This is a genomic window from Pigmentiphaga daeguensis, assembly GCF_039523035.1.
Taxonomy (GTDB): domain Bacteria; phylum Pseudomonadota; class Gammaproteobacteria; order Burkholderiales; family Burkholderiaceae_B; genus Pigmentiphaga; species Pigmentiphaga daeguensis.
Map to the genome: position 1 here is coordinate 24831 of NZ_BAAAEN010000031.1, position 18129 is coordinate 42959.

Genomic DNA, 18129 nt, shown 5'->3' on the forward strand with positions numbered 1-18129 from the left:
AACGTAACAAAACAAACCATTCTAACCGGCTCAGAACGGCTTGGCGACCGTCGTTGCGTGGCGGACCTCGGGCGGCTTGGCGAAGTAGCTGCCCACCAGCGCGCGCCAGGCCTTGAAGTCTTCCGAGCCCCGGAAGTGCACGGTGTGGTCTTCCAGCGTTTCCCACTGGACCACGAGCAGGTAGGCGTTGGGGTCTTCCAGCGTCTGGTGCAGTTCCATGCCGTGGCAGCCCTTCGCCCGCTGGAACAGCGGAGCGGCTTCCTGGACGCCGGCCTCGAATTTTTCCTGGGTGCCGGGCTGGATTTCGATGTGCGCGAGTTCGTAGATCATGGTTGGCCTTCCACAGAATGGTCTGCCATGTTACCCGCGTTCGCGCGGGCCGGACATGCCGGCGCGGGGCGGGCCGGCGGGCGGACTATACTGGCGGCGTGCGTCGCCCGGGGGGCGGCGCGTTTCGTTTCCAGAGGATCGCCATGTCTGCCGTTCGTCCCATTCCCAAGGCCCTGACCATCGCGGGCGTGGACCCCTCGGGCGGCGCCGGGGTGCTGGCCGACGTCAAGGCCATGAGCGCCCTGGGCGCGTACGCCTGCGGCGTCATCGCGGCGCTGACCGCGCAGAACACCCAGGGCGTGACGGGCGTGCAGCCCGTCGATCCCGCCTTCGTCGCGCAGCAGATCGACACGCTGTTCGCCGACGTGCCCGCCGACGCGGTCAAGATCGGCATGCTGGGCAGCCGGCCCGTCACCGAGGTCGTGGGCGAGCGGCTTGCCCACTGGAAGCCGCCGCACGTGGTGCTCGATCCCGTCATGATCGCCAAGAGCGGCGACGCCCTGCTGGCGCGCGACGCCATCGGCGCGCTGCGCGAAGCGTTGATGCCGCAGGTGACGATGATCACGCCCAACCTGCCGGAGGCCGGCGTGCTGCTGGAGCAGCGGCCGGTGGAAACCGTCAAGGAAATGCGGCGCGTGGCCGAGCGGCTGCGCGAACAATTGGCCCACACCGGCCAGCGCTGGGTGTTCCTGAAGGGAGGGCACCTGCCGGGCGACATGGCGATCGACCTGCTGCACGACGGCGACCGCATGATCGAGCTGGCGGCGCCGCGCATCGACACCCGCAATACCCACGGCACGGGCTGCACCCTGTCGGCCGCGCTGGCGGCGCTGCTGCCGCAGGCGCAGGACGTGCCCGAGGCGGCGCGCCGGGCCAAGCACTACCTGACCGAGGCCATCCGCCACGCCGACCGGCTGGGCGTCGGGTCGGGGAACGGGCCGGTGCATCACTTTCACGGGTGGTGGTAGCGGCTACGCTCCCGGCACGGGAGCGGCCGGCGCGTCCGCCCCGGGGGGCTGTTCCTGCGCCCGCAGCCGGATCGGCCGGGTAAGTAAGCTTATGACTGGATCAGCCCGGTCATCGGCGAGCTGGGCGAGCCGCTGTACAGCTTCTTCGGCATGCGGCCCGCCAGGAAGGCTTCGCGTCCGGCTTCCACGCCTTTCTTCATTGCGCTGGCCATCAGCACCGGATCCTTGGCCGCGGCGATGGCGGTGTTCATCAGCACGCCGTCGCAGCCCAGCTCCATGGCGATCGCCGCATCCGAGGCCGTGCCCACGCCCGCGTCCACGATGATGGGCACGTTGGCCTGGTCGATGATCAGCCGCAGGTTCCACGGGTTCAGGATGCCCATGCCCGAGCCGATCAGCGAGGCCAGCGGCATCACCGCGACGCAGCCGATTTCTTCCAGCATGCGGGCCTGGATGGGGTCGTCGGTGCAATACACCATGACCTTGAAGCCGTCCTTGACCAGCGTTTCCGCGGCCTTCAGGGTTTCGGGCATGTTCGGGAACAGGGTGTGCGAGTCGCCCAGCACTTCCAGCTTCACCAGATCGTGTCCATCCAGCAGTTCGCGCGCAAGCCGCAGCGTGCGCACAGCGTCGTCGGCGGTATAGCAGCCGGCGGTATTGGGCAGGATGGTGTATTCGCTGGGCGGCAGGTAGTCCAGCAGGCTGGGCTCGCCGGCGTTCTGGCCGATGTTGGTGCGGCGGATGGCCACGGTGACGATGTTGGCGCCGCTGGCGTCGATGGCGGCCTTGGTCTCGTCGAAGTCCTTGTACTTGCCGGTGCCCACCAACAGGCGGGAGGAGTAGGTCTTGCCGGCAAGGGTGAATGTGTCTGTCATGGTTGGATCCTGAAATCTCTATCGATCATGCCCCGGCCACAGCCGTGGCATTACGTTGCTTCAACCGGCTTGGCCCGGCAGGCGGCGCAGCGGCATTGGGCCGGCCGCGATTCGGGCGGGATTCGGGGAAGCAAGGGCGAAACTGTTTGAGCGCGGCAGTAGGGACAGTCCGGGGGACTGTCCCCGCGCGAGTTTTTCGCCCGCCCCGAATCCCGCCCGAATCGCGGGAAGTCCCGGCGTAGCCGGGACCCGGACCTCTGCCGCTGCGCCGCCTGCCGGGCCGAGCCGGTTGCGTCAGCAAGAAACGCTCTCAATGCAGTGTAACCAAGGCGGCTTACGACCGGTGATAGATCTCCGCCCCCTTCTTCACGAACTCCACCGCCTTCTCCTGCATCCCCTTGTTCAGGGCCTCGGCCTCGCTGACGCCGATCTGCTCCGCGTATTCGCGCACGTCCTGCGTGATCTTCATGCTGCAGAAGTGCGGTCCGCACATCGAGCAGAAGTGGGCGACCTTCATCGAGTCCTTGGGCAGGGTCTCGTCGTGGAAGTCCTTGGCGGTGTCCGGGTCCAGGCCGAGGTTGAACTGGTCTTCCCAGCGGAATTCGAAGCGCGCCTTGGACAGCGCGTTGTCGCGGATCTGCGCGCCGGGGTGGCCCTTGGCGAGGTCGGCGGCGTGGGCGGCGATCTTGTAGGTGATGATGCCGTCCTTGACGTCCTTCTTGTTGGGCAGGCCCAGGTGTTCCTTGGGCGTGACGTAACAGAGCATGGCCGTGCCGTACCAGCCGATCTGCGCCGCGCCGATGCCGGAGGTGATGTGGTCGTAGCCGGGCGCGATGTCGGTGGTCAGGGGGCCGAGCGTGTAGAAGGGCGCTTCGTGGCAATGCTCGAGCTGCAGGTCCATGTTTTCCTTGATCATGTGCATGGGCACATGGCCGGGGCCTTCGATCATGACCTGCACGTCGTGCTTCCAGGCGACCTGGGTCAGTTCGCCCAGGGTGCGCAGTTCGGACAGCTGTGCTTCGTCGTTGGCGTCGTAGATCGAGCCCGGACGCAGGCCGTCGCCCAGCGAGAAGCTGACGTCGTAGGCCTTCATGATCTCGCAGATTTCCTCGAAGCGTTCGTACAGGAAGCTTTCCTTGTGGTGCGCCAGGCACCACTTGGCCATGATGGAGCCGCCGCGCGAGACGATGCCGGTCATGCGCTTGGCGGTCAGCGGCACGAAGGGCAGGCGCACGCCGGCGTGGATGGTGAAGTAGTCCACGCCCTGTTCAGCTTGTTCGATCAGCGTGTCACGGAAGATTTCCCAGGTCAGTTCCTCGGCCTTGCCGTCGACCTTCTCCAGCGCCTGGTAGATGGGCACGGTGCCGATGGGCACGGGCGAGTTGCGGATGATCCACTCGCGCGTTTCGTGGATGTGCTTGCCGGTGGACAGGTCCATGACGGTGTCGCCGCCCCAGCGGATGGACCACGTCATCTTCTCGACTTCCTCGGCGATGGAAGAGCTGACGGCCGAGTTGCCGATGTTGGCGTTGATCTTGACCAGGAAGTTGCGGCCGATGGCCATCGGCTCGATTTCCGGGTGGTTGATGTTGGCCGGGATGATGGCCCGGCCGCGCGCGACTTCGTCGCGCACGAACTCGGGCGTGATGCGCGCGGGGATCGAGGCGCCGAAGGACTGGCCCGGGTGCTGGCGGCCCAGCAGCTCGGCCAGGCGCTGGCCCTGCGGGCCGCTGGCGCGCAGGGATTCGATGTATTGCTCGCGCCGCAGGTTTTCGCGGATGGCGACGAATTCCATTTCCGGCGTGACGATGCCGCGGCGCGCGTAGTGCATCTGCGTCACGTTGGCGCCGGCCTTGGCGCGGCGCGGGGCGCGGTGCAGGTTGAAGCGCAGCTCGGCCAGCTTGGGATCGGCCAGGCGCTCGCGGCCGTAGGCGCTGCTGGGGCCGTCGAGCTGTTCCGTGTCGCCGCGTTCGGCGATCCAGTTCTCGCGCAGCGGCGCCAGGCCCGAGCGGATGTCGATCTTGACGTCGGGGTCGGTGTAGGGGCCGCTGGTGTCGTAGACGGTGATGGGCGGGTTCTTTTCGCCGCCGAACATGGTGGGCGTGTCGGCCTGCTCGATCTCGCGGAAGGGCACGCGGATGTCGGGGCGCGAGCCCTGTTCGTAGACCTTGCGCGACTTCGGCAGCGGCTGGATGGCGGCCTGGTCGACCTGGGCCGTGGCGGCGATGAACTTGGGATTGGCGTTCATGGAAGCTCCAAGAAAAAGGTTTCCGGAGCCGAACGAAGGAAGGGATTTTCCGGATGGCCCCCGGGGACGTCCGTGCACGGACTGGGGGGACGGCCTGGGGCCGCATGCCGGGAACGCGAGGTTCCGCCGGAAAACGCTCCCTGCATCGGCATTATCCGTACAGGTGCTGAGGGTGTCATCTCAACCCACGCCGAACCGGCGATGAGTACCCCTGCGTCACGGGCGTAAGTATAGGCCGGCGGCGGTCAATGTCCAGCGCGCGTTTCTTGCGCGTTGCACCATGAAGCGTGTCAGGACCGCAGGCCCGGCCTGGCCGACTCGGCCAGCAAGCGCTCCTGCACGCGCTGGGCGGTTTCCATCACGTGCTTGCGCATGAGGCGCGCCGCTTCGTCGGCCTGCAGGGACACCGCCGCCTGGAACAGTTTTTCGTGTTCGTTCTCGCGGCCCTTGCGGTACTCGGCCGTGATGCGGGAGTAGCGGCGGTAGTAGGTGGAGGCTTCGAACATCTGGTTGCAGTAGTCGATCATCCAGCGCGAGCGGCAGCCGGCGATCAGGGCGGTATGGAAGTCCCGGTGCGCGGCTTCCCACTCGGGATTCTCGTGGGGGCCGTCCTTGCCCTTCAGATAGCGGTCCAGCCGCGCCAGGCGGTGGTAGGCCTGGACCAGTCCCTGGACCCAGGTCTGGTCCGCGTAGTCGATGGACGCTCGCAGGGCGATGTCGTTGAGCCAGGACCGCGTGCGCGAGAGCTCTTCCAGGTGCGCGCCGCCGAAGTTGGGCACGGCGAAGCCGCGCCGGTCGTGCTGTACGACCAGGCCCTCGCGCGACAGCCGCGTCAGCGCCTCTCGTAGCGGGGCGAGGCCGACGTCGTAGCGTTCGCTCAACTGGCGGGTGCCCAGCTTCTGGCCGGGCGCGTAATGGGCGTCCACGATGTCGCGCCGCAGACGCTCGTAGGTCTGCGAGGCGAGGGTGGCGGGCACGATGCGGCCGGCGGGAAGGGCGTCGTCGGGTTCCAGCATGATGGTCGAATTTTATCGATAAATCATACACAGCCGGGAATGGCGGCTGGTGCCAAGCATATTCGGGTTTCTCCGTGGTTTTTCTTTTCTTTTGTGATCGATAAAAATAAAAAAGAAATGTTTTTTATCGATAAAAAAGGAGGAGCGATGAAAACGATCCGATGGTGGTGCCTGGCCGCGATGATGGCCCTGGGCCCGCTTGCCCATGCGCAGGCGCCTTATCCCTCGCATCCGATCCGGGTGGTGGTCCCGTTCGGGGCGGGCGGGACGCCGGACACCGTGGCGCGGCAACTGGCCGCGGAGATGGACAAGCGGCTCAAGGTACGCGTGGTGGTGGACAACAAGCCCGGCGCCAATGGCGTCATCGGGGCGGCCGACGTGGCCAAGGCCGCGCCCGACGGCTACACCCTGCTGCACGTGACGACCTCGTTCGTCATCAATCCCCATGTCTACAAGAAGCTGCCCTACGACATCGGCAAGGACTTCGTGCCGGTGGTGAACGTGGCGACCGGCACGGGCTACCTGCTGATGGTCAATCCCGCGCTGCCCGTGCGCACGGTGGCCGAGCTGGTGGACTATGGCCGCAAGGCCGCCAAGCCGATCACGTATTCGTCGCCCGGCATAGGCAACACCTTGCACCTGGCGGGCGAGCTGTTCGCCGCGCGCGCCGGCATGAGCATGCTGCACGTGCCGTACAAGAGCGCCTCGCAGGCGCTGAACGCGGTGGCGGCGGGCGACGTGGACATCATGTTCATTCCGCCCACGATCGCGCTGCCCTATGTCCAGTCGGGCAAGGTGCGCACGCTGGGCTTCACCGGCGAGCAGCGCACGCCCGAGTATCCGGATGCGCCGACCATGGCGCAGGCGGGCGTTGCCGACTTCGTGCTGCCGGCGGCCTGGCAGGGCCTGTTCGCGCCGGCCGGAACGCCGCAGGCGGCGATCGACACGATCGCGGCCACCGTGCGCGACATCGTTGCCCAGCCGGCGTTCGCCAAGATGCTGCGCGATGGCGGCTATGAACCCGACCCGCGCGCCGGCCAGGCGTTCGCGGAACTGGTGCGCGCCGATTCCGCCCGCTACGCGGAAGCCGTCAAGCGCGCCGGTATCGAAGCCCAATGATCCGATGACCATGACCGAACGAGGGAACGACATGGATGTATTGAACCTGCACGCCGGCGCGACCGAGATCCATCCGCCCGCCGGCTTCCTGCTGCCCGGCGGCAAGCGCATAGGCGTGGTGTTCCGCATGGCCTACGAGTGGTGGTCGGACGGCGCGTGGCCCGGCATCGGCCCGATGGGCAATCCGCTCAAGGGCGGCATTCCCGACCTGAACGCGGTCGGCTGGGCCGAGTACGGACATCGCCGCGGCGTGCACCGCGTGCTCGAGGCGCTGGCGCGCAACGGCGTCCGGGCCTCGATCCTGGTGAGCGGGATCATGGCCGAGCGCTATCCGGAAGAGGTGAAGGACATCGCCCAGGCCGGCCACGACGTCGTCGCGCATTCGTACGCAATGGACGTGATCCCCGCCTATCTGGACGAGGCGCAGGAGCGCGACAACATCCGCCGCACGACCGACCTGATCGCGGCGGCGACGGGCACGGCGCCGCTGGGGTGGATCAGTCCGCGCGGCACGCCCAGCCACCGCACGGCGCACCTGCTGGCCCAGGCCGGCTATCTCTGGCATGGCGACACGCTGAACGACGACATGCCCTACCTGGTGGATTTCGGCGACCACGCGATCGTGGCCGTGCCCGGCACCATGGAAGTGAACGACCTGCCGCTGGTGATGCGCCATGGCCAGCCGCCCAGCGCCATGGTGGACATCTTCGAGGACTGGCTCGACTACGTCCGCAAGTGGGAACGCACGCCGCAGAAGATCGATCCCACGGTGCATGCCCACGTATGCGGGCGCCCGGCCGGGATGGCGGCGTTCCAGCGGCTGCTGGAGATCGCCACGGCGGCGGACGACATCTGGATAGGCACGCGCGCCGAGCTTGCCCGGCACCTGATGCAGGCCATCGGCCGCCCCGTGCCGGCCCACCAACAGCCATAGGCGGAAGACTCATGGATCTGCAGATTCGCGGCCGCAAGGCCATCGTGTGCGCGTCCACGCGCGGGCTGGGGCGGGCTTGCGCCGCCTCGCTGGCGCGCGAAGGCGTGCATGTCGTGATCAACGGCCGCTCGCCGGATTCGGCGGCCGCCGCCGCCCGGGAGCTGGCCGCCGAAACCGGCGGCGCCGTGCGCGCGATCGCGGCGGACATCAATACCGACGCGGGCCGCGCGGCGCTGGTGTCGGCGTGCCCGGACGCCGACATCCTGGTGACGAACAACGAGGGGCCGGCGCCCGGGCGCTTCGTCGACTGGGAGCGTGAAGACTATCTGCGGGCGATCGAGGCCAACATGCTGGCGCCCGCCCTGCTGATCCGCGCGCTGTTGCCCGGCATGCGGGCCCGGAGATTCGGCCGCATCGTCAACATCACGTCGGCCATGGTGAAGTCGCCCAGCCCGGCCATGGGCTTGTCGACGTCCGCGCGCACCGGCCTGACGGCGTTGTGCAAGGCCATCTCGCGCGAGGTGGTGGCCGACAACGTCACCATCAACAACCTGCTGCCCGAGCGTTTCGACACCGACCGCCAGCGCTTCATGGCCGAGCGCATGGTGCGCGAGCAGGGCCTGGGTTATGAGGAAGCGCGGCAGCGCATCGTCGATACCATCGCGGCCGGCAGGCTGGGGCAGCCGCGGGAGTTCGGCGATGCCTGCGCCTTCCTGTGCAGCGCGCAGGCCGGGTATCTGTCGGGGCAGAACCTGCAACTGGACGGAGGATCGTATCGCGGCGTGTTCTGAGTAGGCCAGGCCGCCCGGTTTTCATCACAGGATCCTGTGATGCGCCGGGCGGCGCGATTTTCGAGAATGCCGACATTGCCTATTCATTCAGTAAGGAGTCGAGCATGTCGAAATCGTTGACCGCACTTTGCACCGCCTTGATGGCGGCATCGCTGGCCGCCTGCGGGGGAGGCGGCGGCGATGACTCGGGCGGCGGTGGCGGAGGTGGCGGAGGTGGCGGCGACAGCAAGACGCTCAGCGAGAAACAGATCTGGTACGGCCACGAGACGGCGTTCTCGGCCGTGTCCCTGCACCAGGCGTTCGAACCCATGCTCGAGAACGGAATCGTCATCGGCCGAGACGGCACGCCAGAGTGCCTGGACGGCGGGACGGTCTCGGGCGTCTGGACCGATGCGGACGACAGCGGCACCCTGTCGGCCGGGGACTCGGTGGCGTTGACCATGAACGACTGTCGCGTGTCCGACAACGGTATTCCGTTCACGGGCAAGGCGACGGTCGATTTCGACGAGGTGGACGGAGACCTGCTGGAAGAGGAGTCGGACTGGACGCTGGGCGCCAGGGTCACGCTGGGTGAGGGCGCGTCCTTCGACGGGACGTCCGCGGCGGGAACGGCATCGGTGAAGGCGTCCAACGACGTGAGTTCGGCCGAACCCAAGGGGCAGCGCGCCGAGTTCGATATTCCCGCGATCGTCCTGACCGAGGATGGCGGTGCCGTGACGATGAAGTTCAAGGACTACGCCGTGGCCGTGGCCTACGATCCCACGACGGATGCCGATACCTATTCGCGCATTTCGTTCTCGGTCAGCGGCTCGGATCCCGTGCTTGGCCCCGACTATGCCTACGACGCGAGCATGACCGAGACGGTCCGCTTTTCGCATGAGGCGGGTGGTTTCCTGGCGGGGGCGTTCGCCACGAAGACCGCGGCCGAAACGATCACCACCCGCTTCCAGGCGAATGGCAGCGCGCCGGGTACGGTCACCTTCTCGTCCAGCCTGGGCGGTAGCAAGACGATGACCTACCGGGAGTTCGACGACCTGTAATCGCGATCAGTCCCCCGGCGTCAGCAGGCCCAGGTGTCCCATCAGCCGGACCAGGTCTGCCTGCCGCCGGGTCTGGGTCTTGTCGAAGATCGAGCGCAACTGCGTGCGCAGCGTGTTGAGCGAAACGCCCAGGGTTTCGGCAACGGTGGGCAGCGGGTCGTCGTGCTGGGCCAGGTGATGGGCCAGGCGGATTTCCGCCGGCGTCAGCCGGAACAGGGTGCGCAGCAGCGTGCCCCGCGGGGTGGGACGCCATTGCGGCCCCTGCGCGGCGACCAGCGCCAGGGCGTCGCCGCCGCGCAGGTCTTGGGTGAGCGGACATGGCAGGACGATGAGCCGGCCGCCGTCTGGTAGCGCGAGCGAGCCGGCCGAGGGGGCCTCGGCGCCGTGGCCGCAGGCCCTGTCCAGCAGCCGGCGGATGGGCTGGGGCAGGCTGGAGGCGCGGGCGCCCAGGGGGCAGTCGGGCTGTTGCCGCCAGATGTCGCCCAGGTGGTTGGACTGCACGATGCGGCCGCGCGCGGAACAGACCAGCAGCGGGAAGCCGAGCCGGTCCAGCATGTGCCGCAGAAGCAGCGATTCGGCTTGTTGCTGGCGGAATCGAAGTTGCAGGTGCAAGGCGGTGCGCAGATGGGGCAACACGGCATGCATCAGCCGGGTCTCATCGTCGTCCAGCGGCGGACGGCCGTTTTCCCTTTGCACGGAAAAGGTGTACATGCGCTCTTCGTCCTGTCCCAGCGGGAGCAGGGCATAGGTGCCCAGGCCGTTCGGCTTCAGGAACTCCTGGTAGAAGGGTTCGCGCTGCAGGCGCGCCTGGCCATGGAATTCGTAGTCCAGGTAGATGCGGCCCGATGCGAGCAGCGACGATGCCGCGCGGCCAGGGTCCAGGTCCTGCATTTCGTTGAAATGCGCGATGACCTTGGGCGGCAGGCCGATGAGCTCGTCCAGTTCCAGCGAGTCCGTCGGCACGTGCAGGGCCACCTGACCGGCGCTGGCCGCGCCGAGCGACAGGCTGATGTCCCGCAGCGACTGCCGCCATTGGTCCTCCGAAAGGACGCCGTCATAGAGCCGCTCCAGCAAGTGGAGTGCAGTCCCTTTCGTATCCATCGGTATATCTATTCTGTGTCCGGGGCGGACCGCCGCGGCCGCAGATGCCTGGCGGAATTCCCGGGATGTGTCGAAGGGTAACGGTCACCATAGCCGCAAACGAGAGGCATGCGCAACTCGTGCGGTTCTACACCGGGCTGCCCAGTTCCCCCAGCCGCCCCGCGATCATGTCCACGCAGGCCCGGACGATGGGATCGGTCTGGTCGACATATTGGAGGCTGGCCTCGTCCGGCGCCTGCCGGCGAACGATGAACAGCGTGATGTGCATGCCCGGGTCGGTGATGGGGCGCGCGACGACCTCGCCCCGCTCCAACTCGCGGACGATGGCGCCCAGGGGCATGACGGCCGCCGCCGCGCCGCGCAGCACCAGGTCGCGCTGGCTGGTGATGGAGTGCGTCTCGCACTGGATGAGGGGCTGCGTGCCTTTCTCGAAGGCGCTGGCTTCGACCAGCCGGCGCGCGACGTCGCGTTCGTTGCCCAGCACCAGCTCGTGCGCCAATACTTCGTCCATGGTGACGGGGCCGCAGGAAGGCGCCAGGTCGGCCCGGACCGTCAGCAGCAGCCGTTCCTTCAGCACCGGGGTCGTGGACAAGCCGGGGTGGGGCGATACGGAATAGGCCAGCGCGGCATCGATGTCCTTGCGCTCGAGCGCGTCCACCAGCAGGAAGCTCGGGTTCTCGTACAGCTGCAGGTCGATGTGGGGGTACCGGCGCTTCAGGGTCAGCAGCAGGTCCGAGCCGATCAGCAGCATGGTGCTGGAGGTCAGCCCCAGGTTGAAGCGGACCGGCGCGGCCTGGTCGGCGCGCCGTACGTCATCCTGAGTCCGTGCGACCAGCTCGAAGATCTGGCGCGACCGTTCCAGCAGCAGGCTGCCGGCCGGCGTCGGATCCACGCCGCGCGAATGCCGCGACAACAGCGGAACGCCCAGGGCCGCCTCGAGCTCGCGCATATGGGTGCCCAGGGCCGGCTGGGCGATGTGCAGCTGTTCCGCGGCGCGGGTGATGTTTCTCGTCTCCACGACCTTGGCGAAGTATTCGAGTCGCTTCAGCGTGATCATAGGCGGCAGGCATGGGGGATTCCGCCCTATAGTAGGCCGATTCCGCCGCGGCCGGCACCGCGGCGGAAGGTGGCGAGCTATTGGGTGCCGGCCAGCCCCGCCCGCTGGACCATGCCGCCGAACCGGTCGATCTCTCGCCGCATGTAGTCCCCGTACTCGGCCAGGACGCGGCCGTCGGGGACGATGCCCAGGTCGGCCAGTTTGCGCCGCACGTCGGGCTGGGCCACGGCGTGGCGGGCGGCTTCGGCCAGTTTGCGCAGGTGTTCGGGCGGCGTCCCGCGCGGTGCCAGCAGGCCGATGTCGGCGGTGAATACGTAGCCGGGCAGGCCGCTTTCCTCCAGCGTCGGCACGTCGGGCAACTGCGCGACGCGCGCCTTGCTGGTCACGCCCAGCAGCCGCAGGCGGCCCGCCCGCACCAGCCCTTCTATCGAGGGCAGGCCGGCCAGCAGCATGTCGGCCGTCCCCGCCGCGACGGGGGCGGAAGGCTGTTCGCGGAACGGGACATGCATGATGTCGATGCCGGCCGAGCGGCGGATCTCCTCGAACATGACGTGGTGCAGCGAACCGATGCCTATGGTGCCGTAGGTGAGCTTGCCCGGAGCGGCCTTGGCCTGTGCCACCATCTCCCGGAACGAGTTGGCCTTCAGCGAGGGGCCGGCCGTCAGGAACAGCTGGGCGGCGCCCAGGAAGGCGATGGGCTCGAAACTGTCCATGCCCTGGTAGGGCAGCTTCTTGTACAGCGTGGGGTTGATGGTAAGCGGGCTGGAGTCGGCCACCAGCAGGGTGTAGCCATCGGGATTGGCCTTGGCCACCGATTCCAGGGCGATGATGCTGCCCGCGCCGGTCTTGTTCTCGACGGCGATGGGCTGCCCCAGCGAGGCGGACATGTGCTGGCCCACCAGGCGCGCGATGACGTCGGGCACGCCGCCGGTGGGCGCGGCCACCACCATCTTGATCGGACGGCTGGGAAACCCGGCGTCGGCATGGCCAGCGGCGGGAGCCATCGCCAGCAGCAGGGCGGCGAATAGAGCTGGCTTTTTCATGTCAGGCCTCCACCGGTTGCGCGATGCGGGAAAGATGGGCGATGACCTCGTCTAGCGGGACGACGTCGCCGTACTTCGCATCCATGTCGAGCAGACTCTGGCGATGGGCCGCGCCGGAGCGGTCGCCCACGGCTTCGGGCGCGACGATGGGGCGGAAGCCGCTCTGCACCGCGTCCACCACCGTCGCCCGCACGCAGCCGCTGGTGGTGCAGCCCGTCACGATGACGGTATCCACGCCTTGCGAGACCAGGCGCGCGGCCAGGTCCGTGCCGGCGAAGCAGCTCGCGTATTTCTTGGACATGATGGAGTCGCCATCCACCGTGTCCAGGCGCGGATCGAGCCGGACGTTGTCGCTGCCTTCCAGCAGGCTGGCCATGCCGCCCATCTTGCGCTGCCAGACGCCGGCGTCGGACAGGTCGGCCCGGTAGCCCACCGTGAAGAAATGAATGGGCGCGCCGATCCGGCGGCATGCGGCGACGAGGCGGTTGGTGGCGAGCACCGCCTGCTTCAGGTCGGCGCCCAGGGGCTGCGCCGGGTCCGTGAAGCCGCGGATCATGTCGACGACGATCAGCGCGCAGTGGCGCCCGAAACCGATGCGGCGCCCGAAGCCCTTTTCCTTGAACAAGGGGTCGTCGATCTGCAAGTCCTGGTCCATTTCTCCTCCATGGAATGTGAACGGCCACTCGGTGGCTCTGGAGGAGAATTGGACCGCGCGGGAGGCGGCCCTGTCCAAGACGGGTTTCGGCTGGAAGCCATACGTGCGGGGTATGGCTGGCGCCGGCGGCTAGAACTTGTAGGTCGCGCTGGCGATGATGCTGCGGCGCGCGCCGTACCAGCAATCCCCGCGCGACAGGCACGTCGCCACGTAGGTCTTGTCGGTCAGGTTGTTCAGGTTGAGCGCGTAGCGCCAGTGGTCGGTCTCGTACGAGACCATGGCGTCGAACAGCGTGACCGATGGCGTGGTGGGGGCCACGCCATCGCGGAACGAGCTCATCCAGCGCACTCCGGCTCCCAGCGCGAAGCCGTTGACGCCACCCAGCGCGAAGCGCCACTTGCCCCAGGCCGCGGCCTGGTGGCGCGGCATGCCTTCGAGCGACTTGTCCAGGTCGATGTAGTTGTAGTGTGCGATCAGATCGAAGCCGCGGGTGATCGCGCCGCGATACTCGAGCTCCAGGCCTTTGGTCTTGGTCGCGCCCACCTGGATGGAATAGAGCGGATTGGCCGGATCGCCCGCCAACTGGTTCTTTTCCTTGAGCTGGTAGACCGAGGCGGTGGCCATCCGCCGGCCGTCGGCCGACTGATGCTTGACGCCCAGCTCCCACTGTTCGCCGCGCAGGGGCTTGAAGCGCGCGCCGTCCTTGTCGGTGCCCGGCACGGGCGTGAAGGATTCGCTGTAGTTGATGTAGGGCGCCAGACCGTTGTCGGCCACGTACATCACCCCCAGGCGCTTGGTCGTGGCGTTGTCTTTTTCGTCGGCGCTGCCCGCCAGTCCGGCGGTTGTTCGATCGTGGCGCACGCCCGCGGCGACGATCCAGTGCTTGCCTATCTTCATCTGGTCCTGCAGGTACAGGCCCGCCTGGCGCAGCGTATAGCGCGGCTCGTCGGTCAGCACGGGCGGCGTGTAGTTGCCGTAGACCGGATCGTAGGCGTCGATGGTGCCGCCGTCTGCGGCGCCGCTGCGGCGATCGCGGCGGTAGCGGGTCCAGTCGAAGCCCAGCAGTACCTGGTGCTGCACGATGCCGGTCTGCAGCTTGCCGGTCAGGTGCTGGTCCAGGGTGTCGATGCGCACCTTGGTAAGCGCGTCGTCCGCGTAGCGGCCGATGCGGCGCTGGTTGATCGGGTCGGCGGCCCAGCCCCCGGGTTCGGTGAACGAGTCCGCATAATGCGTCAGGTAATCCACCTTGTTGTTGGCATGGCGGAAACCCTGGCTGAAGGACCACTGGTCGTTGAAGCGGTGCTCGAACAGCCAGCCGAACGAGGTGCGGCGCGAATCGTAGCGATCATGGCCGGGTTCGCCGATGAAGCGGCTGGTGGGGATCCTGCCGTTGGGATTGTCGGTGCGCATGCCCGACCACGGCATGAACTGCGCGGTCGAGCCGCTTTCATCCTTCTGCCACAGGCCTTGCAGCGTGAGCGAGGTGGACGCGCCGGGGCGCCACGTCAGCGAGGGCATGACCAGGCTGCGGTTGTCCTTCACGTAGTCGACCTGCGTGTCGGCATCGCGCTTGAGCGCGACGAGCCGGTACAGCCACTGCCCGTCAGCCGTCAGCGGCCCGGTCAGGTCTACCTGGGCCTGCTTGCGGCCGCGGTTGCCCAGTTGTATGCCCGCTTCGCCCTGGAACTCGGCCTGCGGGCGCTTGCTCACCATGTTGATGATGCCGCCGGTGCTGCCCTGGCCATACAGCATGGCGGCGGGACCGCGCAGCACTTCCAGGCGCTCCAGCGTATAGGGCTCGGTGCGGGTGGTGCTGGTGTAGTAGTCGTAGTGCTGGCGCAGGCCGTCCAGGTACAGGGTGGGCTCGGTGCCGCGTATGCGGACCGAATCGGCGCGCGAGTCGATGCCATAGGCGTCCGATCGCACGCCGGCCGCGTAGCCCAGCGCGTCCTGCAGGTTGGTGGCTCCCTGGTCCGTCAACTGGTCGCGCGTGACCACCGTGACCGACTGCGGCGTCTCGTGCAGCGGCGTGTCTGTCTTGGTGGCGGTGGCCGAACGCTTGGCGGCGTAGCCGTAGACGGGCCCGCTGGCGGTCTCGCGCTCGGGAGTGGCTTCGACGCGGATTTCCTGCAAGGTGGCCGGTTCGGTGGTCTGCCCGAGCAGGGCGCCGGGAAGCGTGCCCAGCGCGGCGGCCAGGCCCGCGCGGCGCAGTGGGGTGGAGAAGGGTGGCATGGGGTGCGATTTCCGGTGGCTATGGGGAATAAATTTTTTAATGATAATTATTATCAATTCTATTTCAATAGTGAATTTGTAAACGCCGGAGTGGTCGGCACAAGGTGCCCAGACGAAAAAAAAGCGGCCTGGAAAGGCCGCCCGGGTCAGGCGTGGCAAGTGCCCGGCGCGAGGCCGGGCCGGCCGTCACGGTTTGGCGTTGGGGAAGAACAACTGCTGGCCGTCGATCTTGTAGCTGGCGATGGTTTGCTGGCCGGCGGGGGAAATGACCCAATCCACGAACTTCTGCGCGGCCGCGACCTTGACGTGCGGATGCTTGGCCGGGTTGACGACCATCACGCCATACTGGTTGAAGAGGCGTTCGTCCCCTTCCACGAGGATGGCCAGGTTGCCCCGGTTCTTGAAGCTGAGCCAGGTGCCGCGGTCCGACAGCACGTAGGCGCCGGTGGACGAGGCCATGTTCAGCGCGGGCCCCATGCCGCAGCCGCAAGCCTTGTAACCGCCGCCCTTTTTGTCGTCCAGGCCGGCCTCCTTCCAGTAGCGCAGCTCGGCCGAGTGCGTGCCGCTCTTGTCGCCGCGGGAAATGAATTCGGCGTTCGCCGCCGACAGCTTCTTCAGCGCCTGGACGATGTCCTTGCCCTTGACGCCGGCGGGGTCGGCGGCGGGGCCGATCAGCACGAAGTCGTTGTACATGACCGGATAGCGCTTCACGCCATAGCCCTCGGCGATGAATTTCTCCTCGGCGGCCTGGTCGTGCACGAACAGGACGTCGGCATCCCCGCGCCGACCGGTGTCCAGCGCCTGCCCCGTGCCTTGCGCGACGACCTTGATGTCGATGCCGCTGGCCTTCTTGAAGGCGGGCAGCAGGTGGGCGAACAGGCCGGACTGCTCGGTCGAGGTGGTCGAAGCCATGACGATGGTTTCGGCGGCCGCGGGCAGGCTGGCCAGGGCGGCGGCCGCGGGCAGCAGGCAGCCCAGGACCAGCGGACGCAGGCGGTGGAAGAGCTTCATATTTTTTCTCCTTTGACGAAAAGACCGGCTTCCTCGGGCAGCGGCCCGTTGAAGAAAGCATGGACGGGAAGGTCCGCCAGGACGCGGCCCCTCTCCAGATAGACCACCCGGCTTGCCAGGCGCTTGACCTGGCCCAGGTTGTGGCTGCTGAACACCATGGTCATGGTGCGTCCCGAACGCGGCTGCGCGAATTCCTGCATCAAGGCTTCCACTTCGCGCTTGGCGTGCGGATCGAGATTGGCGGTGGGCTCGTCCAGCAGCAGGGCGTCCGCGTCCATGGCCCACGCCTGGGCCAGGGCCACCCGCTGTTGCTGTCCGCCGGACAGCGCCTTGGCGTTGCGGCCGGCCAGTTCGGCCATGTCGACGCGCGCCAGCGCGCCCATGGCGGCCTGCCGCGCCCGGCGCCAGCCCATGCCCCGCAGCCACAGCCCCAGCGCGACGTTGTTGCGCACCGAGGTGCGCATCATGTGCGGCCGCTGGAACACCAGGGCCTGTCGGTTGCGCGGCAGACAGGAAACGGTGCCCGAGGAGGGAGCGAGCAGGCCATGCAGCACGCGCAGCAGCGTGCTCTTGCCGCTGCCGTTGGTGCCGACCAGCGCGACGCGTTCCCCCGCATGAATGGACAGGTCGACATCGTGCAGCGCGCGTACCGGCCCGTAGTGCAGGTCGACGCCGCGCAGCGAGAACAGGACCGGGGCAGGGGCCGGCGCCCGCAGGTCCGGCACGGCCGGGAGCGCGGCATCCGTGTCGACGCCCAGGGGCATGATCGAGGCCGCGCGCTTCATGCGGCCGGGTCCGGCATGCGCAGCCAGGCGGACAGGCCCGCGTCGCGCCGTTCGCGCCAGCGGCGCACCAGCGAGATCAGCGTGTTCAGCAGCAGGACCACGGTCAGCAGCACCATGCCCAGCGCCACGGCCAGCGGCAGGTCGCCCTTGCTGGTCTCGAGCGCGATGGCCGTCGTCATGACCCGCGTATAGCCTTCGATGTTGCCGCCGACGACCATCACGGCGCCCACTTCCGAGACGGCGCGGCCGAATGCCGCGATGAGGATGGTCAGCAGCGCGAAACGCTCGTCCCAGGTCAGCAGCAGCCCGCGCATGAAAGTGCCCGCGCCCAGCGAACGCAACTGTTCGCCATGGCTGCGGTCGGCATCCTCGACCGCCTGCCGCGTCAACGCCATGACCACCGGCAGCACCAGGATGGATTGCGCCACCACCATGGCCTGGAACGAGAACATCCAGCCCAGAAAGCCCAGGGGGCCCGAACGCGACAGCAGCAGATAGACCAGCAGCCCCACCACGACGGACGGCAGCGCCAGCATGGTATTGAGCAGCGTCAGCACGGCCCCCCGCCCGGGGAACCGCGCCACCCCCAGCCATGCTCCCAGCACCAGCCCGGCGGCACAGGCCAGCAGACAGGCGCAGGCGCTGACCGCCAGCGACAGCCGGACGATGTCGAGCAGGACGGGATCGAGAGAAGTGATAAGGCGCAGCGCTGTGCCCGCGCTTTCCGCAAGAGTGTTCATGCCGTCTTCAAATGTGCCGCCCCAGCGTAACGGAGTGCGACAGCCGAAGCGATATGAAGCAGCGTGCATAGGTGTCCCACCCCCAAGCGGCCTTTGGCCGCTCCCCCTCAAGGGGGCGGCGCTGGCGGACCGGCAGGAGAGCCCACCCCACGCGGCCTATGGCCGCGCCCCTCAAGGGGCGGCA

General features: G+C 67.7%; 17 protein-coding genes. 5 read left to right on the forward strand and 12 right to left on the reverse strand.

Annotated elements, in window-relative coordinates:
* Positions 1-30 precede the first annotated feature (30 nt).
* The gene (locus ABD104_RS26490; protein WP_087840875.1) at positions 31-330 is read right to left on the reverse strand and encodes an antibiotic biosynthesis monooxygenase family protein; all 300 of its coding nucleotides are present in this window, start codon (positions 328-330) and stop codon (positions 31-33) included.
* Between the two features lie 143 nt (positions 331-473).
* On the opposite strand from ABD104_RS26490, the gene thiD reads away from it, so the two are divergent.
* Positions 474-1298, forward strand: coding sequence for a bifunctional hydroxymethylpyrimidine kinase/phosphomethylpyrimidine kinase (gene thiD, locus ABD104_RS26495; RefSeq protein WP_087840874.1), 825 nt, complete (start codon positions 474-476; stop codon positions 1296-1298).
* 89 nt (positions 1299-1387) lie between these two features.
* Here thiD and ABD104_RS26500 read toward each other — a convergent pair whose 3' ends face one another.
* From ABD104_RS26500 to ABD104_RS26510, 3 genes are all read right to left on the reverse strand, one after another.
* Positions 1388-2173, reverse strand: coding sequence for a thiazole synthase (locus ABD104_RS26500; RefSeq protein WP_132978971.1), 786 nt, complete (start codon positions 2171-2173; stop codon positions 1388-1390).
* 334 nt (positions 2174-2507) lie between these two features.
* Positions 2508-4421, reverse strand: coding sequence for a phosphomethylpyrimidine synthase ThiC (gene thiC, locus ABD104_RS26505; protein WP_279817709.1), 1914 nt, complete (start codon positions 4419-4421; stop codon positions 2508-2510).
* Positions 4422-4711: 290 nt separating this feature from the next.
* The gene (locus ABD104_RS26510; protein WP_343928516.1) at positions 4712-5437 is read right to left on the reverse strand and encodes a GntR family transcriptional regulator; all 726 of its coding nucleotides are present in this window, start codon (positions 5435-5437) and stop codon (positions 4712-4714) included.
* A 147-nt stretch (positions 5438-5584) separates the two neighbouring features.
* On the opposite strand from ABD104_RS26510, the gene ABD104_RS26515 reads away from it, so the two are divergent.
* The 4 genes from ABD104_RS26515 to ABD104_RS26530 all read left to right on the forward strand — a co-directional run bounded on the left by ABD104_RS26515 (position 5585) and on the right by ABD104_RS26530 (position 9321).
* Positions 5585-6556 (forward strand): Bug family tripartite tricarboxylate transporter substrate binding protein, encoded by a 972-nt coding sequence (locus ABD104_RS26515; RefSeq protein WP_343928517.1) that lies wholly within the window; start codon positions 5585-5587, stop codon positions 6554-6556.
* 10 nt (positions 6557-6566) lie between these two features.
* Positions 6567-7490, forward strand: coding sequence for a polysaccharide deacetylase family protein (locus tag ABD104_RS26520; protein ID WP_343928518.1), 924 nt, complete (start codon positions 6567-6569; stop codon positions 7488-7490).
* 11 nt (positions 7491-7501) lie between these two features.
* The gene (locus ABD104_RS26525; protein WP_087837269.1) at positions 7502-8281 is read left to right on the forward strand and encodes an SDR family oxidoreductase; all 780 of its coding nucleotides are present in this window, start codon (positions 7502-7504) and stop codon (positions 8279-8281) included.
* 104 nt (positions 8282-8385) lie between these two features.
* A complete protein-coding gene (locus tag ABD104_RS26530) occupies positions 8386-9321 on the forward strand; it encodes a hypothetical protein (protein WP_343928519.1) in 936 nt (311 codons plus the stop codon).
* 6 nt (positions 9322-9327) lie between these two features.
* Here the strand turns inward: ABD104_RS26530 and ABD104_RS26535 are convergent, their stop codons facing one another.
* From ABD104_RS26535 to ABD104_RS26570, 8 genes are all read right to left on the reverse strand, one after another.
* Positions 9328-10422 (reverse strand): helix-turn-helix transcriptional regulator, encoded by a 1095-nt coding sequence (locus ABD104_RS26535; protein ID WP_343928520.1) that lies wholly within the window; start codon positions 10420-10422, stop codon positions 9328-9330.
* A gap of 127 nt (positions 10423-10549) precedes the next feature.
* Positions 10550-11479 (reverse strand): LysR family transcriptional regulator, encoded by a 930-nt coding sequence (locus ABD104_RS26540; RefSeq protein WP_343928521.1) that lies wholly within the window; start codon positions 11477-11479, stop codon positions 10550-10552.
* A gap of 77 nt (positions 11480-11556) precedes the next feature.
* Positions 11557-12522, reverse strand: a complete 966-nt coding sequence (locus tag ABD104_RS26545; protein WP_087779404.1) for a Bug family tripartite tricarboxylate transporter substrate binding protein — start codon at positions 12520-12522, stop codon at positions 11557-11559.
* 1 nt (position 12523) lies between these two features.
* Positions 12524-13177: an isochorismatase family protein gene (locus ABD104_RS26550; RefSeq protein ID WP_087779405.1), complete on the reverse strand. Its 654-nt coding sequence runs from the start codon at positions 13175-13177 to the stop codon at positions 12524-12526.
* Between the two features lie 129 nt (positions 13178-13306).
* Positions 13307-15409 (reverse strand): TonB-dependent siderophore receptor, encoded by a 2103-nt coding sequence (locus ABD104_RS26555; protein WP_132978964.1) that lies wholly within the window; start codon positions 15407-15409, stop codon positions 13307-13309.
* 186 nt (positions 15410-15595) lie between these two features.
* On the reverse strand, positions 15596-16420 hold the full coding sequence (locus ABD104_RS26560; RefSeq protein WP_338617751.1) for an ABC transporter substrate-binding protein: 825 nt from the start codon (positions 16418-16420) through the stop codon (positions 15596-15598).
* The gene (locus ABD104_RS26565) at positions 16417-17205 is read right to left on the reverse strand and encodes an ABC transporter ATP-binding protein (protein ID WP_343928522.1); all 789 of its coding nucleotides are present in this window, start codon (positions 17203-17205) and stop codon (positions 16417-16419) included. The genes ABD104_RS26560 and ABD104_RS26565 overlap by 4 nt, the downstream gene beginning before the upstream one ends.
* Positions 17202-17945 (reverse strand): ABC transporter permease, encoded by a 744-nt coding sequence (locus tag ABD104_RS26570; protein ID WP_343928523.1) that lies wholly within the window; start codon positions 17943-17945, stop codon positions 17202-17204. The genes ABD104_RS26565 and ABD104_RS26570 overlap by 4 nt, the downstream gene beginning before the upstream one ends.
* Positions 17946-18129: the final 184 nt, after the last annotated feature.

What these genes read in the sequence shown, in the direction of transcription:
- ABD104_RS26490 (WP_087840875.1), bottom strand. Translation starts at nt 330, where the DNA reads ATGATCTACGAACTCGCGCACATCGAAATCCAGCCCGGCACCCAGGAA.
- thiD (WP_087840874.1), top strand. Translation starts at nt 474, where the DNA reads ATGTCTGCCGTTCGTCCCATTCCCAAGGCCCTGACCATCGCGGGCGTG.
- ABD104_RS26500 (WP_132978971.1), bottom strand. Translation starts at nt 2,173, where the DNA reads ATGACAGACACATTCACCCTTGCCGGCAAGACCTACTCCTCCCGCCTG.
- thiC (WP_279817709.1), bottom strand. Translation starts at nt 4,421, where the DNA reads ATGAACGCCAATCCCAAGTTCATCGCCGCCACGGCCCAGGTCGACCAG.
- ABD104_RS26510 (WP_343928516.1), bottom strand. Translation starts at nt 5,437, where the DNA reads ATGCTGGAACCCGACGACGCCCTTCCCGCCGGCCGCATCGTGCCCGCC.
- ABD104_RS26515 (WP_343928517.1), top strand. Translation starts at nt 5,585, where the DNA reads ATGAAAACGATCCGATGGTGGTGCCTGGCCGCGATGATGGCCCTGGGC.
- ABD104_RS26520 (WP_343928518.1), top strand. Translation starts at nt 6,567, where the DNA reads ATGACCGAACGAGGGAACGACATGGATGTATTGAACCTGCACGCCGGC.
- ABD104_RS26525 (WP_087837269.1), top strand. Translation starts at nt 7,502, where the DNA reads ATGGATCTGCAGATTCGCGGCCGCAAGGCCATCGTGTGCGCGTCCACG.
- ABD104_RS26530 (WP_343928519.1), top strand. Translation starts at nt 8,386, where the DNA reads ATGTCGAAATCGTTGACCGCACTTTGCACCGCCTTGATGGCGGCATCG.
- ABD104_RS26535 (WP_343928520.1), bottom strand. Translation starts at nt 10,422, where the DNA reads ATGGATACGAAAGGGACTGCACTCCACTTGCTGGAGCGGCTCTATGAC.
- ABD104_RS26540 (WP_343928521.1), bottom strand. Translation starts at nt 11,479, where the DNA reads ATGATCACGCTGAAGCGACTCGAATACTTCGCCAAGGTCGTGGAGACG.
- ABD104_RS26545 (WP_087779404.1), bottom strand. Translation starts at nt 12,522, where the DNA reads ATGAAAAAGCCAGCTCTATTCGCCGCCCTGCTGCTGGCGATGGCTCCC.
- ABD104_RS26550 (WP_087779405.1), bottom strand. Translation starts at nt 13,177, where the DNA reads ATGGACCAGGACTTGCAGATCGACGACCCCTTGTTCAAGGAAAAGGGC.
- ABD104_RS26555 (WP_132978964.1), bottom strand. Translation starts at nt 15,409, where the DNA reads ATGCCACCCTTCTCCACCCCACTGCGCCGCGCGGGCCTGGCCGCCGCG.
- ABD104_RS26560 (WP_338617751.1), bottom strand. Translation starts at nt 16,420, where the DNA reads ATGAAGCTCTTCCACCGCCTGCGTCCGCTGGTCCTGGGCTGCCTGCTG.
- ABD104_RS26565 (WP_343928522.1), bottom strand. Translation starts at nt 17,205, where the DNA reads ATGAAGCGCGCGGCCTCGATCATGCCCCTGGGCGTCGACACGGATGCC.
- ABD104_RS26570 (WP_343928523.1), bottom strand. Translation starts at nt 17,945, where the DNA reads ATGAACACTCTTGCGGAAAGCGCGGGCACAGCGCTGCGCCTTATCACT.